The sequence below is a fragment of the Streptomyces sp. MK37H genome, from assembly GCF_018035285.1.
GTDB lineage: Bacteria > Actinomycetota > Actinomycetes > Streptomycetales > Streptomycetaceae > Streptomyces > Streptomyces endocoffeicus.
Genome location: NZ_JAAAYH010000001.1, coordinates 21,687 through 37,083, shown reverse-complemented (window position 1 = coordinate 37,083; position 15,397 = coordinate 21,687). Strand labels below are relative to the sequence as shown.

Here is a 15,397-nt window from a genome sequence, read left to right as displayed (position 1 = left end):
CCGAGGGCGTTCGGACCCCTTGACAAGTACAGCTTCAATCGTCACGGTACCTGCCAAGTGAGCTTACTGGTCAGGCCAGTGATAACGGAAGGTGGCGTCCATGACGCGGGGCACCAAAGTCGTGCGGCTCGCGGTCATTCCAGGTGACGGAATCGGCCCGGAGGTCGTCGCGGCGACCGTGCCCACGCTCCGGGCGGCGCTGGAGGCAGACGGACACCGGCTCGACGTGACCTCGTTCGACTGGGGAGGTGAGCGGTTCCTCCGGCAGGGCGCGGCGATGCCGGCCGACGCGGCCGACCTCGTCAAGAAGACGGACGCGGTGTTGTTCGGCGCCGTCGGACGACCCGATGTGCCGGAGCACGAGCTGATCTGGGGCCTGATCATCGGCCTGCGGCAGCAACTCGACCTCGCCGTGAACCTCCGCCCGGTCCGCGCCTTCCTCGGCGTTCCCACCAAGGTGCGCGACACCGATGGCGTGGATCTGGTGATCGTGCGCGAGAACACCGAGGGCGAATACGTCGGTGCCGGCGGGGTGGCACACGCCGACAGCGGACACGATCTGGGCATCGAGGTCGCCGTGCACTCCCGCCGCGTCATCGAGCGCGCGGCGCACCATGCCTTCGCCCTGGCCGGTCGCCGGTCGGGGAATCTGTGCCTGGTGACCAAGTCCAACGCGATGCGCTACGGCTATCCGCTGTGGGACCGGGTGGTGCGCGAGGTCGGCGAGCAGTACCCACAGGTCCAGCTGGAAACGGTGCTGGTCGACGCCATGGCCGCCCGCATGATCCAGGCTCCGCGCTCCCTCGATGTGCTGCTCACGAGCAACCTGTTCGGCGACATCCTGTCCGATCTCGCCGCCGTGCTCGCCGGCGGTATGGGCATGGCGCCCAGCGCCAACGTCCTGCCGGGCGGAGGTGTGCCGGGCATCTACGAACCCGTCCACGGCTCGGCGCCGGACATCGCCGGGAAGGGCGTGGCGAATCCGGTGGCGTGCATGCTCTCCGGTGCGCTGCTGCTCGACGACCTCGGACACGCCGGCGCGGCTCGCCGTATCCGCGACGCGGTGGCGGGCACCTTGAGAGACACCAGACACCACACGGCCGATCTCGGTGGCAACGCCACTACAGCTGATGTGGCATCAGCCGTCCTGCACACAATGGAAAGCCAGGGTTAGTACACATGACACAGAACGCGCAGTTCACGCGGCACGCCGGGACGGTCGCAGCCACGCTCGCATGCCTGCTGGTGGCAGGCTGCTCGGCCGGGTCCACGACGGACGGGGACAGCAGCGGCAGCCCCGACAAGAGCAACACCCTGACGATCGGCCTCAACGCCGAACCGGCCAACCTCGACATGACCAAGACCGCCGGTGCCGCCATTCCGCAGGCGCTGCTCTACAACGTCTACGAGAACCTGGTGAAGCTGGACCAGTCCGGGAAGATACAGCCCCAACTGGCCACCTCCTGGAGCCTGTCCAAGGACCGCAAGACGTACACGTTCCAGTTGGTGAAGAACGCCGAGTTCAGCAATGGGCGACCGTTCACGGCCGAGGACGCCAAGTTCTCCATCGAACGCGTCAAAACCGCGTGGACGGTAGCGCAGAAGGCCCAGATGGGTGTCGTCGACACGGTGCGGGCGGTGTCGCCCACGGAACTCAAGGTCACCCTGAAAAAGCCGAGCAACGACTGGCTGTACCGGATGACCACCCGCGTCGGCGCGATGTTCAGCCGGACCGGCGTGGACAAGCTGGCCACCGATCCGGTGGGCACCGGCCCGTACGAGGTGAAGGAGTGGAACCGCGGCGACTCGATCACCCTGGCCCGCCGTGATGGCTACTGGGGGCGCACACCGCACTTCGCGTCGGTCACCCTGAAGTACTTCAAGGACCCGACGGCCATGAACAACGCGCTGCGCTCGCGTGCCATCAATGTGATCGGCACGATGCAGACCCCGGAATCGCTGGACCAGTTCCAGAACGACCCGCAGTACAAGGTCATCGAGGGCACGACCAACGGTGAGGTGCTCCTCTCCCTCAACAACGGCTCGGGCCCGCTGAAGAATCTCAAGGCCCGCCAGGCGGTCCGCTACGCGATCGACCACAAATCCCTGCTGGAGACCTGTTGGGGAGGCCGCGGCAAGCTCATCGGCAGCATGGTCCCTCCGACCGACCCGTGGTACCAGAACCTCACGAACGAGTATCCGTACAACCGCAGCAAGGCCAAGAAGCTCCTCAAGGAGTCCGGCGTGGCCGGCCAGACGCTGCGGCTGCGGGTTCCGACGCTGCCCTATGCCACCGCGTGCGGCACCGTGGTCAAGAGCCAGCTCGAACAGGTCGGGTTCAAGGTCAAGTTCGACCAGCTGGAGTTCCCCGCCGCCTGGCTGTCCACCGTGTTCAAGAACGCCGACTACGACATGTCCATCATCTCCCATGTGGAGCCTCGCGACATGCAGACGGTGTTCGGGGACAAGAACTTCTACACCCGCTACGACAGCCCTGAATTCCGCGCGTTGCTGCAGAAGGCGGACCAGGGCACCCAGAAGGAGCAGATCACCTACATGCGGAAGGCCGCCCGGCTTCTGTCCAAGGACGCCGCGGCCGACTGGCTGTTCCTTCAGCCGAATCTGATGGTGGCGAACAAGGGCATCACCGGCCTGCCGGTGAACGCCGTCTCCGAGTCGCTGGACCTCACCGGCCTGGGCCGGTCTTGAAAGGCGGCCTGAATCAATGATCGTCCGTCTAGTGCAGCGGATCGCGATCCTCCTGGCCAGCCTCGCCGTGAGCTCCGTCTTGGTGTTCGCGTTCATGGCGATCCTGCCAGGGGATCCGGCCCGTGTCGCCCTCGGCACCAGCGCGTCGGATTCGGCCGTGGCGCAGTTGCGCGAGCAGTTCGGGCTCGACCGGCCGCTCGTGACCCAGTACCTGAGCTGGGTACGCGGGCTGGTGACCTTCGACCCGGGAACCTCGTACGTCTCACACGCGCAGATCGGCCCGCAGATCGCCGACCGCCTCCAGGTCACCTTGTGGCTCGTCGGCGCCGGGATGGTGCTCGCCTGCATCCTGGCGATCCCCATGGGCACGCTCATGGCCGTGCGGCACCGCAGGCCGTCCGGGCTCATTCTCTCGGCCCTGTCCCAGGTCGGCGTGGCCGTCCCGGCTTTCCTCGCGGGCATCCTCCTGATCACCGTGTTCGCGGTGGGCCTCGGGTGGCTGCCGGCGAACGGCTGGACGCCCCCGGCGCAGGATCCGGTCCTGTTCCTCAAGCAACTCGTGCTGCCCGCGCTGTCCCTCGGAATGGTGCAGGGAGCAATGCTCACCCGCTATGTCCGCAGCGCCGTGCTGGACGTCCTCCGGGAGGACTACCTGCGCACCGCTCGTGCCAAGGGACTGCGCCCGACGCAGGCGCTGCTGCGACACGGCCTGCGGAACGCGGCGGTGCCCGTGGTCACCGTCCTGGGGTTGCACCTCGCCACACTGCTGGTGGGCGCCGTCGTCATCGAGAGGGTCTTCGTCATCCCCGGGCTCGGGAGCCTGCTGCTGGACAGCGTCTCCAACCGGGACCTCATCCTGGTGCAGGACGTGGTCATGATCATCGCAATGGCGGTGCTGCTGGTGAACTTCCTGGTGGATCTCATCTACCTGGTGATCGACCCGCGGCTGAGGGTGGGTGCGTCATGAGTGCTCTGGACACGGAAGCCGCCGTCGCGTCCGCGGTGCCCGGCGGCCGTCGGCGGCGGCGCCCGATCACGGGCAGCCTCCTGGTGGGCGGTCTCATCGTCGCGCTCGTGCTCGGCATGGCGCTGCTGTCCTTCGTGTGGACCCCGCACGACCCGACCCTGGTGAACCCGTCGGCGCGGCTGCAGGAGCCTTCGGCGGAGTACTGGTTCGGCACGGACAAATTCGGCCGGGACGTGTTCAGCCAGATCCTGATGGGCTCACGCACCACGCTGTTCGTCGGCTTCGTGGCGGTGGGGGTGGCCGCCCTGGTCGGAGTGCCCCTCGGCATCGTCGCCGGAATGGCGCCCCGCTGGTTCGGCGAGCTGCTGATGCGCGGCAACGACATGCTTCTCGCCTTCCCGGCGCTCCTGCTGGCCATCATGTTCGCCGCCGTGTACGGCGCCAGCACGCTGGTCGCGATGGTCGCCATCGGCATCGCGTCCATCCCCAATTTCGCCCGGCTGATCCGCGGCGGCACGCTCCAGGTGATGAAGACCGAATACGTCATCGCCGCGCGCGCGGCGGGCCGTGGGCCGTTCGCGATCGCCGTGCGGCATGTCCTGCCCAATGTCAGCAGTCTCGTCATCGTGCAGGCGTCGGTCGGTTTCGCCATCGCCGTACTCGCCGAAGCCGCGCTGTCGTTCCTCGGCTTCGGAACCCCGCCGCCCACACCGTCCTGGGGCCGGATGCTCCAGGAGAGCCAGGAGCTGCTGTCGATCGCGCCCCGGCTCGCCGTGTTCCCGGGCGTCGCGATCGCGGTGGCGGTGCTCGGATTCAATCTGCTCGGTGACGGCCTGCGCGACCGTTTCGACCCCAAGCTGGAGGACCGCCGATGACCCCGGCACCCGACACGGCATCCGCCACCGCATCGGCCTCCGGGCAGGGCTCCCCCGACTGCCCCGATGATGTACTGACCGTGCGGAACCTCGACGTCACGGTGGGCGGCCGCAAACTCGTCGAAGACGTCGGCTTCACCATCCGGGCGGGCGAGCGGGTCGGCCTGATCGGTGAGTCCGGGTCGGGCAAGTCGCTGACCGCGCTGAGCGTCATGGGCCTGCTCCCCGAGGGGCTGCGGGCCTCGGGGTCGGTACGGCTCGCCGGAGTCGGCCATGATCTGGTGGGTGCCGACGAGTCGCGGATGTCCCGGGTGCGGGGCAAGGAGCTCGCCATGGTCTTCCAGGAGCCCATGACCGCGCTGAACCCCACGATGAGGGTCGGGCGGCAGATCGCCGAGGTGCTGCTGATCCACCGGACCAGGCCCGACCGCGCGTCCGCCCGGGCCGCCGCCGTGGAACTCCTCGCCCAGGTGGGGCTTCCCGACCCGGAGGCCGCCGCACAGGCCTACCCGCACCAGTTCTCCGGGGGCCAGCGGCAGCGGGTGGTGCTGGCCATCGCCCTCGCGAACGACCCCGCGCTCCTGGTCTGCGACGAGCCCACCACCGCGCTCGACGTCACGGTGCAGGCGCGAGTGCTCGACCTGATCGTGCGAGGCGTCAAGGACCGCAGGTCGGCCATGCTCTTCATCACCCACGATCTGGCCGTGGTGGCCACCGCCTGCGAGCGGGTCATGGTCATGTACGGCGGGCGGCTGGTCGAGTCCGGCCCGGTCCGGGAGGTGTTCACCCGGCCCCGGCACCGCTACACCCAGGGCCTGATCGGCGCGTCGGATCTGACCGTGGTCGACGACCGCGGTCGGCTGGCCACGATCCCCGGGTCCGTTCCGGCGGCGGGGCAGTTCCCCGCCGGATGCGTGTTCAGAAACAGATGCGCCCAAGCGACCGAGGTGTGCGCCACCAGGCCGGAATGGGTTCCGACCGGGCCGGACTCCGGCTACGCCTGCTTCCACCCGGTGCCCGAGAGCGGCGCACCCACGAACCAGGAGGCCGGCCGTGGCTGAGCAGCCGACCAGCGTCCCTCTCGCCCCCGGGCCCCGGACCGGCCCCGTGGACGCCATCAGCGTCCGCGACGTCACGCGCGTCTACCAACGGCCTCGTACCTCACTGCGCCGCTCCAGCCCGCCGGTGCACGCCCTGCGCGGCGTCAGCTTCGCCGTCCCCCAGGGGCAGCGGTTCGGCATCGTGGGCGAGTCGGGGTGCGGCAAGTCGACCCTGCTGCGGATCCTGGCCGGGCTCGACCGGCCCACGGGCGGCAGCGTCGCGATCGACGGCCGGGACATCACCGGGCTCCGGGAGAGACAGCTGAAGTTCGTCCGCGAGCGGCTCCAACTCGTGTTCCAGGACCCAATGAGTTCGCTGGACCCGCGCATGCGCGTGGGCGACATCGTGGCCGAGCCGCTCGTGGCGCAGGGGCATGGGAACCGCCGTGAGCGGGTGGCCGAGTTGCTCGAGGCCGTCGGCCTGCGAGCCGACGCGGCGAACCGGTATCCGCACCAGTTCTCCGGTGGCCAGCGGCAGCGCATCTCGATCGCGCGCGCCCTCGCCCCCCGTCCGAAGATCATCGTGGCCGACGAGCCGGTGAGCGCCCTGGACGTGTCCGTACGGGCCCAGGTGCTCAACCTCATCGCCGACCTCGTCGACGAGTTGTCCCTCACGCTGGTCTTCGTCTCCCACGACCTGTCCGTGGTCCGCCATGTGTGCGATCGGGTCGCGGTCATGCACGCCGGGCAGATCGTGGAGACCGGGTCCACTGAGCAGGTGTACGAGGACCCACAGCATTCCTACACACGCAGGCTGATCGCCGCCGCTCCGACGCTGGGCAGGGCCCTGTCCGGGGTGTCGGCGGCCGACCTCAACCGGGAGTAGCGACCGTGACCACCCATGTCAAACCCGCCGCCGGCGAATCCCCCGTGGTGAGGGAGTTTCCCGATGGTCTTCCCATCGGCGACCACTGGGTCGAGGCACCCGCCAGCGAGGACGTCCGCTTTCCCTACGACGGGACGCTCGTCGCCCGTGCCCCCGTCGGGGACACCGGACTCGCACGCCAAGCGGTGGACGCCGCCCTCGCGATGCGCGAGCGGGTCGGACGGCTCCCCTCGCACACCCGCAGGGCCGCGCTGCTCGGCACACACGAGGCAATCGCCTCCCGACGCGCGGACTTCGAGCGGCTCCTGGTCCTGGAGACCGGCAAACCGCTGGTCGACTGCCGTGTCGAGGTGGACCGCACCCTGCTGACACTGCTGACGGCGGCCGAGGAAGTGGCCCGGCTGCACGGGGAAACCGTGCCGCTGGACCTGCTGCCGTCGGGCGAGGGGCTGCTCGGCTTCTGGACCCGCAAGCCGATCGGCGTGGTGGTGGGCATCGCGGGCTTCAACTACCCGCTGCTGCTCGCCGCGCACAAGGTCGCGCCCTCCCTGGCCGCCGGCTGCCCGGTCATCGTCAAACCCGCCCCGCAGACGCCGCTGGCCACCCTGTGGCTGGTGCACCTCCTCCGCGAGGCCCTCGGCGCCGCCGACGCGCCGCAAGCCGCGGTCCAGTTGGTGACCGGGGGCCCCGAGGTGGGTGTCGCACTGACCACCGACCGCCGGATCGGTGCGGTGTCCTTCACCGGTTCCGCCGCCGTGGGCCACCAGATCGCCCGGGACGCGGCACCCACCAAGGTGCTGCTCGAACTCGGCTCCAACGCCGCCCTGGTGGTGGCCGCCGACGCCGACCTCGACGCCGCCGCCGACGCGGTGGTGCGCGGCGGGTACTACGCGTCGGGCCAGGCGTGCATCAGCGTGCAGCGGGTCATCGTGGTGGACGCCGTGCGGGAGGAGTTCGTGGCCCGCCTGACGGAGCGGGTGGCCCGGGTGGCCGTGGGCGATCCCCGCGATCCGGCGACGCGCGTCTCGGCACTCATCGACGAACGGTCGACCGAGCGGGTCCGCGCGTGGCTGGACGAAGCGGTGGCGGCGGGGGCCTCGCTCGTCGCCGGAGGCGGTGTCACCGACGGGGTGCTCGAGCCCACCGTGCTGCTCGACGTGGACCGCGCGCTCGCCGTCTGGAACGAGGAGGTCTTCGCCCCCGTGGTCGCGGTACGGTCCGTCCCCGATCTGGACACCGCCCTCGACCTGGTCAACGACTCACGCTACGGACTGCACGCGAGCGTCTACACCAGCGCCTTGGAGACGGCGTTCACCGCTCTCGACCGCCTGGAGGTGGGCGGAGTGGTCGTCAACGAGGTTCCCGGCTTCCGGTCCGATGTCATGCCGTACGGCGGCGTGAAGGACTCCGGGGCCGGACGGGAGGGCCCGAGGTTCGCCATCGAGGAGCTCACCGTCACCCGTATGGCAGTGATCCGCCCGACGACACAGAAGCCGTGAGGACCACAGTGCGAGCAACGGACCACACCGATCCGGTGGACGCGTACTCCCGCCTGTTCAGGCTCGACGGCCGCAAGGCCGTCGTGGTGGGCGCGGGCAGCGGAATCGGCCGCGAGAGCGCCCTGGCGCTCTCGGCACACGGCGCCACGGTGGTGTGCGCCGACCGTGATCTGACAGCGGCCGAGGAGTCGGCGTCGATGGGGCCGGACCTGGTCGCGTACGCCCTCGACGTGCTCGACCGGGAGGCCGTCGCGCGTGCCGCCGAGGAGATCGGACCCGTCGACGTGCTCGTCTTCACGGCCGCGACGAACGTGCGCAAGCCCCTGCTCGACTACACGGCGGAGGAATTCGAGCGGGTCGTGGCGCTCAATCTACGCGCGTCCTTCGACCTGGTGCGGGCGTTCGGCCGGGGCATGGCCGAACGCGGCGGGGGAAGCATCATTGGCTTCAGCTCGATCCGCGCGGTGTCCGTCGAGCCGGGCCAGGGGGTGTACGCGGCCACGAAGGCCGGCCTCGTCCAGCTGCTGCGGGCCGCGGCCGCCGAGCTGGGCCCATCGGGCGTGCGGGTGAACACCATCGCCCCGGGCGTCGTGGACACACCGCTGACCGCGCAGATCCGAGCCGTGCCGGAGTGGTCGGAGGCCTACGCCAGCAAGAGCGCCCTGGGCCGCTGGTCCCGGGCCGACGAGTTGGCCGGCGCCGTCGTCTACCTCGCGTCGGACGCGTCTTCCTTCGTCACGGGGAGCCAGCTCTTCGTGGATGGAGGCTGGACGGCGATCGACGGACGCTATACGCCACCCAGCTGACCGGAGGTCGCACATGTTTCAGGCCCCTCTCCCGAGGCACTTCACCTCGGGAGAGGGGCCTGAAGCCGTCAGGGGCCGGATCAGTCGATGCGCTCGAAGGGCTCGGTGCCCTCTTCGTCCGGCGCGACCGTGAACACCACCTTCTCGAACGTCCCGGTGAACGCGAATTCGCCGTCATAGCTGGGCGAGGAGGGCGACAGGGTGTCCCGGCCGATGTCCATGCCCTGCCATCCCAGAAAGTGCGGGAGGACCCGCGGAATGGCCTCGGTGCCGACCGGCCTGCCCGACACGTACAGGTGTCCGGTGCCTTGCATGTCAGCGGTCTTGACGAATTCGAAGCTCAACTCCGCCGGTCCGGTGGGGAGTTCTTCCTCCGAGGTCACCGTGTACCGGGTGCCGAGGAAGTTGTACTCGTAGACCAGCCGGTTGTCCTTGACGTACAGGACGTAACCGCTGCTGATGTTGCCCAGGGACACCAGGACGCCCTCGTCCGACGCGGCGGCCCGGTCGACGTGCGCGGTGATGCGGTGCGCGCGGTTCATCACCGGTGGCACCGCGGCAATGGGCAGATGGGCCATGCCGGGGTAGTAGGTGAAGGTGGTGCGCCTGCGCGGCGAGCCGGGACGCGGAATCTTCGCCCGGTAGGCGAACCCCTGGTCGTCCAGCGGCAGCACATCGTACTTTCCTGCCTCCACCCAGAAGCGGGAAATCATCTTCTGCAGTTGCTCGGGCCGCTCCTGCGCCAGGTCGTTGCACTCCGAGAAGTCGGTGTCGTGGTGGTAGAGCTCCCATTGGTCCGTGTCGAAGGACGATCCGCGCTGGTGGAAGGCGACCGCCTTCCAGCCGTCGTGCCAGATCGCGCGGTGCCCGAACATCTCGAAGTACTGGGCTTCCTTGCGCGTCGGCGCGGCCGGCGAGCCGAAGGTGTAGGCCATGCTCACACCGTGGACCGGCAGCTGCGGGATGCCGTTGTAGACCTCGGGGGCCTGTACACCGAGCAGTTCGAAAAGGGTCGGCATGATGTCGTTGACATGGTGGAACTGCTGCCTGACCTCGCCGGTGCGCGGCAGCCCCCGGGGCCACCGCACGATGAGCGGGCAGCGCACGCCGCCTTCGTGGGTGTTCTGCTTGTAGCGCTTGAACGGTGTGTTCCCCGCCTGCGCCCAGCCCCAGGGATAGTTGGCGTGCGCGCGTTCGGTACCGATGTCATCGATCCGCGCGACCATCTCCTCCAGGTCCTCGGAGATGCCGTTCTGGAAGGCGGTGGGGTTGAGCGAACCCTTCTGCCCGCCTTCCTGGCTGGCCCCGTTGTCCGAGAGCAGGATGGTGATGGTGTTCTCCATCTGGCCTATCTGCTCCAGGAACTCCATGAGCCGGCCGATCTGGTGGTCGGTGTGGTCGAGCATCGCCGCATACGCCTCCTGGAGGCGTACGGACAGCTTCCTCTCGTCGTCCGACAGCTCGTCGAAGGGCACGACCCCGGGGTTGCGCGGCGCCAGCTCGGTGCCGGGCGGCAGGATGCCCCGTTCGATCTGGCGGGCGTGCCGGGTGGCGCGCTCGGCGTCCCAGCCGTGGTCGAACCGGCCACGGTACTTCTCCAGGTACTCCTGGGGAGCCTGGTGCGGGGCGTGCGCCGCGCCGAACGCCAGGTACAGGAAGAAAGGCTTGTCCGGCGTGACCGATGCCTGGTCGCGGACGAATTCGATCGACCGGTCGACCAGGTCCTCGCTGAGGTGGTAGCCCTCTTCCGGGGTCTTCGGCGGGTCCACGGCGTGGTTGTCGTAGAACAGCTCCGGATGGAAGCTGTCCGTCTCAGCTTCCAGGAAGCCGTAGTAGCGCTCGAACCCGCGCGACAGCGGCCACTGGGTGTACGGCCCGGACGGGGTGGTCTGCTCCATCGGCGCCAGGTGCCATTTGCCCACGGCCATGGTGTTGAAGCCGCTGTTGCGCAGCACCTCGGGCAGGGTCGCGGCGGCCGTGGTGATCCGTCCGCGGCCGCTGGGGAAGCCGGTGTCGAAGTTGGACAGCATCCGCATGCCGACGGAGTGGTGGTTCCGGCCGGTCAGCAGCGAGGCACGGGTCGGCGAACACAGCGTGGTGGTGTGGAAGTTCGCGTAGCGAAGGCCGCCGGTGGCGAGGGCATCCATGGCCGGCGTGTCGATGTCCGAGCCGAAGCAGCCGAGATCGGAGAAGCCGACGTCGTCGAGCACGATGACCACGACATTGGGAGTGTCCTCGGGAAGCGTCTGCTGCTCGGGCCACCACGGAGTCGACTCCTCGTAGGTGGTGCCGATCTTGCCTTGAAAAGTGCCGCTCATGGACGGCGAATGAGGAGAGGCGTTGGTCATCCAAGACGCTCCTTGGCGTGGAGATATAGATCCGAGGACGCTCCAGTTAACTGGTCTTACCAGTATGCCGTGTATGTTTCACCTGCTCCCGTAGCGGTGTCAACCAAGGGCGCCGTCAGCGGGTCGGGGGCAGGTCCGCCGCGCAGCGGAACCCCATGTGCCCGGTGCTGCTGTCCGGTGTGTTGGATGTACGCGCGGCGACGCGGTAGCGGTTGCAGTACGACGCGTGGCACAGATACGAGCCGCCGCGGATCACCTTCGCCTCCCCGGTGGGAGGTCCGGCCGGGTCCCGGCGGGTCTCCGGGCGGTCGGCCACCTGCCATGTGGTGCTCCACCAGTCGGAGCACCATTCCCACACATTGCCCGACGTGTTGTACAGGCCGAAGTTGTTGGCTCGGTAGGTCTTGACCGGCGCGGTTCCCAGATACCCGTCCTCACCGGTGTTGATCTGCGGGAACTGCCCCTGCCAGATGTTGCAGCGGTGCTGTCCCCGAGGCAGGAGCTCGTCCCCCCAGGGGTAGCGGGAGCGTTCCAGACCGCCACGCGCCGCCATCTCCCACTCCGCCTCCGTGGGCAGCCGCTTGCCCGCCCACGCCGCGTAGGCGGACGCATCGCGCCAGGAGACGTGGACGACGGGGTGGTTCGACAGATCGGTCCACGACGACCCCGGCCCGTAGGGGGCCCGCCAGCATGCCCCGTCCACCGCGAGCCACCAGGGCGCCTCCGCCACCGTGCCCTCGCGCACCATGGGCCGGGCGTCGGGGTGGACGAGTGCGTAGAACACGAAGGACCAGCCGTAGCGCTCGGCATCGGTGCGGTAGCCGCTGCCGCGCACGAACGCCGCGAACTGCCGGTTGGTGACGGCGGTCGCGTCGATGAGGAACGGTGACAGCCGCACCTCCCGGACCGGGCCTTCACCGTCCTCGGGAAACGCGTCGGCGTCGTCACCCCCCATCTGAAACGTCCCTCCGGGGATGCGCAGCATGGCGCGCAGCCCCTGCGCCCGGTCCCGCTCCGGGGCCCGGGCCCGCACGGCGGACGCTTCGGGAATCTCCTCGCCGCCCCCGGACGTGGGGGCACAACATGCGCCTGACATCGCTCCTCCGACCGCGGGCTGCCGTTCCTCGCCCGGCTGACCACACATTCTCCGTCGGCTCGAGCGTACGGCCCACCGTGCCCGCCCCGACCGGCGGCCGGGGCGGGCACCCGTACGGCCGGTTCGCGTCGCGAAACAACTGTCACGAGTGGGCCGATCACCGTTCCCGATGTGAATGCGACCAGGAGCGCCGGTTCGTCGTCCGCCGGACCCAGGGGTCGGGCACCTTCATCAACCGGCGGATCGACTACGTCATCTCGCGCAGCGTCCCGCCGTCGTGGTCCGCCACGATCGCCGCGACGGAACGCGGTCGCGCTGCGCCGCTGGGACGACGCGGCCAAGGACCCGGACGGCCCGCAGCTCGCGATGCCGACCCTCCTGGCGGCTCACGCCCGCTGCGTGGCGGCGCGGCGGGCCTGAGGGTGGTCGCGTCCCCGGGGGCAGGCCGAGCGGCCTGCCCCCCGGGACGCTGCGCACATGCTCTCCGGAGCGATACGCTCCCCCGCTTCCCCACCACTCGCCGAGAAAATGCGCTGTTGCCCCAGGGCCACGCGACTACGATCCGCGGATGGCTCGCAACGACAGGAAGGCCCGGCGGCTGGTCGTCGACGGGGACACCTTTCTGTGGTCCCTGCGCCACACCCACCGCACACTGAACGACGGACGGCACACGGAGTGCCGCGAAACCCTCGTCCTCCGGCTGTTCCGGGCGAGAGGTGAACTGCGCATAGCGTTCCGGAGCGGTCCCGGCAGGACGGTGCCGGGCGGATTCCCGACGGCCTCCGGGGTGGTCGGCACCACGGAGGGTGGCTATCTGAACCTGCACGAGCCCGGAACCGCCAGAGCCCTGCTCGACGAGGCACTGGCCCGAGGATGGCGCCCCGACGATCCCACGAGGCGGGAGCTGGACGGCTGGGCCCTGTTCGCGAGCGTGGGAAACCGCCGGGTGACGGGATGAGGACGCGCACCCTGAGGTTCGGCTTGTACGCGGACGAGCAGGGGCTGGCATGGGTCAGGGAACTCGTGGAGACGGCTGTGGGCTCCCGGAGCGCCCGTATCGTCAGCGAGTCCGTCGCGCACACCTTTCCCGGGAGCGAGCTGACGACCGCCGACGTGTACGACCTGCTGGCGGAGCAGTGGGCCGTGGAACACCCTGGTCAGAGCAGCGGTGCGCGAGAAGCGGTCGAGCTGCGCGTTCACTTGGGGTGTTCCCTGCGGACATGGCGGGCGATCCGCAAGACAGTGATCAAGGCTTTGTGCCCGGAGGGCATGGCACCCCACGCCTGCCCTGTTCCGTGGATGGCCGCCTGAGCTGCTTCACGGTCAACCGCTTTGACAAAACGGAACGTCGCTCCGTACATTAATCGGAACGACGATCCGTTTTCGGTGCTGACCGAGACCGGACGCTCCTGACCGCCTCACCCACCCCGGCCGAACAAGACCGGCGGCAGAGGCCATTGAAGGGATACGAGCACTCATGAGTGAATCGACATACGCGGCCGACACCTTCGGCTCGCCCACTCCCGTCCTCTCGGCCAGCCCGGTCGTACTGCCGGCTCCCGGCCGAGCCGTGGATCTGAAAGTGCGCATCTCCGCGCCCGTGACCGGGAGCGGCCTGCCGGTCATCCTCCTCTCGCACGGCCAGGGCTACTCGAACCACCTCTCCTCACTGAACGGATACGCCCCTCTCGCCAACTTCTGGGCCGCACACGGCTTCGTCGTGATCCAGCCCACCCATCTGAGCTCGAGGACGCTGACCCTGGACCCCAACACCCCCGGCGCGCCGCTGTTCTGGCGATCGCGGGCCGAGGACATGACGCGCGTCCTCGACCAACTCGATGTGATCGAGGCCGCCGTTCCACAGCTCCTCGGGCGCGTTGACCGGAGCAAGGTGGCCGTGGCCGGGCACTCGATGGGCGGGCACACCGCGAGCCTGCTGCTGGGCGCCCGGCTCACCGACCCGGAGGACGGAACGGAAGTGGACCTGGCCGAGCCCCGGATCACGGCGGGTGTGCTGCTTGCCGCACCCGGCAGGGGCGGCGATGCCCTCACCGAGTCCACGGCCGAGAACTTCCCCTTCTTCCTGAGCACGGACTTCTCCAAGATGACCGCGCCCGCGCTCGTGGTCGCCGGCGACAAGGACGCCTCTCCCCATCTGACGGTCCGGGGCCCGGAGTGGCACACCGATCCGTACTTCCTCTCCCCCGGCCCCAAGTCCCTGCTCACGCTGTTCGACGCGGAGCACGGGCTCGGCGGGGTCTCCGGCTACGACGTCGCCGAGACCACCGACGAGAGCCCCGAGCGCGTGTCCGCGGTCCAGCGGCTCACCTCGGCCTACCTCCGCACACAGCTCAACCCCGGGGATTCCGCGTGGCAGACGGCGTGCGACGCGCTGGCGGCCGACCCCAGCCCGCTCGGACGAGTCGAATCGAAGTAGGCCGGGAAGGCAGCACCATCCCCGCGACCACCTGGGCGCCCCGCCGTCCCGGCACGGAAGTCAACCGACGGACACCTCTTCTGGATACCCGTACGCACAGGAGTTCCGGTGGAGCGGCCAAGGGGACGGCCCGCGGTCAACCCCTGCCCCGCCACGGAAGGTCAGCGGAACCAGACCAATACGGGGACGCGGATCTCGCGGAGTCCGGGGAGGACGACGTATTCGAAGACGACCGGCTCGCCGCCGATCTGCAGGCTGTACCGGGCGCCGAGGTCGTCCATGGGGTCGCCGGGGGGCCGTCGGTCGCGGTCGATCGCACCGCCGACTTCGAGAGCGAGCGCGCTCAGGAAGTTCACCACCTTCTTGGAGAGGTCCGGTGGCATGTCGAGCAGCGTCTGGGCGGGGATCTCCTCGGTCCACGCCGTCCAGCCGCCGCGCGGCCGGGGGTTCATCGGGTGATTCCCTCCAGCCGGTCGGCGAGATCGTCCACGGAGACAAGATGGGTGCCGGCGGCGGCATTGGCGCGGCTCTCCCCGGCGCCGGGGGCGCGGTCGAGCATGGCCGCCTTCCACCACTTGCGCATCACGCCCGGAACGGTCTCCTCTTCAGCGGCCAGCACCTCGGCATAGAACTGGGCCCGGTTCGCTCCGGTCAGCGCGTCACCGATGCCGTTGATCGTGTTGGGGATCGCCGGGATCCTGCGGTCGGTGGGGTGTTCGGGCTGTGCGCTCATC

The 15,397-nt window shown here is 69.4% G+C and carries 15 protein-coding genes; 11 read left to right on the top strand and 4 right to left on the bottom strand.

Going from position 1 to position 15,397, the window contains the following annotated elements:
- Positions 1–100: 100 nt before the first annotated feature.
- Genes GWI24_RS00175 through GWI24_RS00140 form a run of 8 tightly spaced genes read left to right on the top strand, consistent with a single transcriptional unit; the run spans position 101 to position 8,782 of the window.
- Positions 101–1,174, top strand: a complete 1,074-nt coding sequence (locus tag GWI24_RS00175) for an isocitrate/isopropylmalate dehydrogenase family protein (protein ID WP_210943700.1) — start codon at positions 101–103, stop codon at positions 1,172–1,174.
- Positions 1,175–1,179: 5 nt separating this feature from the next.
- On the top strand, positions 1,180–2,709 hold the full coding sequence (locus GWI24_RS00170; protein WP_210943698.1) for an ABC transporter substrate-binding protein: 1,530 nt from the start codon (positions 1,180–1,182) through the stop codon (positions 2,707–2,709).
- A 16-nt stretch (positions 2,710–2,725) separates the two neighbouring features.
- A complete protein-coding gene (locus tag GWI24_RS00165; protein WP_210943696.1) occupies positions 2,726–3,676 on the top strand; it encodes an ABC transporter permease in 951 nt (316 codons plus the stop codon).
- Positions 3,673–4,551, top strand: coding sequence for an ABC transporter permease (locus GWI24_RS00160; protein WP_210943695.1), 879 nt, complete (start codon positions 3,673–3,675; stop codon positions 4,549–4,551). Before GWI24_RS00165 ends, GWI24_RS00160 begins: the two co-directional genes overlap by 4 nt.
- Positions 4,548–5,612, top strand: a complete 1,065-nt coding sequence (locus GWI24_RS00155; RefSeq protein ID WP_210943693.1) for an ABC transporter ATP-binding protein — start codon at positions 4,548–4,550, stop codon at positions 5,610–5,612. The genes GWI24_RS00160 and GWI24_RS00155 overlap by 4 nt, the downstream gene beginning before the upstream one ends.
- Positions 5,605–6,477, top strand: coding sequence for an ATP-binding cassette domain-containing protein (locus GWI24_RS00150; RefSeq protein ID WP_210943691.1), 873 nt, complete (start codon positions 5,605–5,607; stop codon positions 6,475–6,477). The genes GWI24_RS00155 and GWI24_RS00150 overlap by 8 nt, the downstream gene beginning before the upstream one ends.
- A 5-nt stretch (positions 6,478–6,482) precedes the next feature.
- Complete coding sequence (locus GWI24_RS00145) at positions 6,483–7,976, top strand: aldehyde dehydrogenase family protein (RefSeq protein WP_210943689.1); 1,494 nt, start codon at positions 6,483–6,485, stop codon at positions 7,974–7,976.
- 8 nt (positions 7,977–7,984) lie between these two features.
- Positions 7,985–8,782: an SDR family NAD(P)-dependent oxidoreductase gene (locus tag GWI24_RS00140; RefSeq protein ID WP_210943842.1), complete on the top strand. Its 798-nt coding sequence runs from the start codon at positions 7,985–7,987 to the stop codon at positions 8,780–8,782.
- Positions 8,783–8,862: 80 nt separating this feature from the next.
- Here GWI24_RS00140 and GWI24_RS00135 read toward each other — a convergent pair whose 3' ends face one another.
- Both GWI24_RS00135 and GWI24_RS00130 read right to left on the bottom strand, forming a co-directional pair.
- The gene (locus GWI24_RS00135) at positions 8,863–11,130 is read right to left on the bottom strand and encodes an arylsulfatase (RefSeq protein ID WP_210943687.1); all 2,268 of its coding nucleotides are present in this window, start codon (positions 11,128–11,130) and stop codon (positions 8,863–8,865) included.
- Between the two features lie 115 nt (positions 11,131–11,245).
- Positions 11,246–12,226 carry a formylglycine-generating enzyme family protein gene (locus tag GWI24_RS00130; RefSeq protein ID WP_210943686.1) on the bottom strand — a complete coding sequence of 327 codons (981 nt, stop codon included), beginning with the start codon at positions 12,224–12,226 and terminating at the stop codon, positions 11,246–11,248.
- A gap of 568 nt (positions 12,227–12,794) precedes the next feature.
- On the opposite strand from GWI24_RS00130, the gene GWI24_RS00125 reads away from it, so the two are divergent.
- From GWI24_RS00125 to GWI24_RS00115, 3 genes are all read left to right on the top strand, one after another.
- The gene (locus tag GWI24_RS00125; RefSeq protein WP_210943684.1) at positions 12,795–13,184 is read left to right on the top strand and encodes a hypothetical protein; all 390 of its coding nucleotides are present in this window, start codon (positions 12,795–12,797) and stop codon (positions 13,182–13,184) included.
- Positions 13,181–13,537, top strand: coding sequence for a hypothetical protein (locus GWI24_RS00120; protein WP_210943682.1), 357 nt, complete (start codon positions 13,181–13,183; stop codon positions 13,535–13,537). Before GWI24_RS00125 ends, GWI24_RS00120 begins: the two co-directional genes overlap by 4 nt.
- A 166-nt stretch (positions 13,538–13,703) precedes the next feature.
- Entirely contained in the window at positions 13,704–14,663 is a 960-nt protein-coding gene (locus GWI24_RS00115; RefSeq protein WP_210943680.1) for an alpha/beta fold hydrolase, read from the top strand.
- A gap of 161 nt (positions 14,664–14,824) precedes the next feature.
- Here GWI24_RS00115 and GWI24_RS00110 read toward each other — a convergent pair whose 3' ends face one another.
- Positions 14,825–15,115 (bottom strand): hypothetical protein, encoded by a 291-nt coding sequence (locus GWI24_RS00110; protein ID WP_210943678.1) that lies wholly within the window; start codon positions 15,113–15,115, stop codon positions 14,825–14,827.
- Entirely contained in the window at positions 15,112–15,396 is a 285-nt protein-coding gene (locus GWI24_RS00105) for a hypothetical protein (RefSeq protein ID WP_210943676.1), read from the bottom strand. Before GWI24_RS00105 ends, GWI24_RS00110 begins: the two co-directional genes overlap by 4 nt.
- Between the last annotated feature and the right edge of the window lies 1 nt (position 15,397).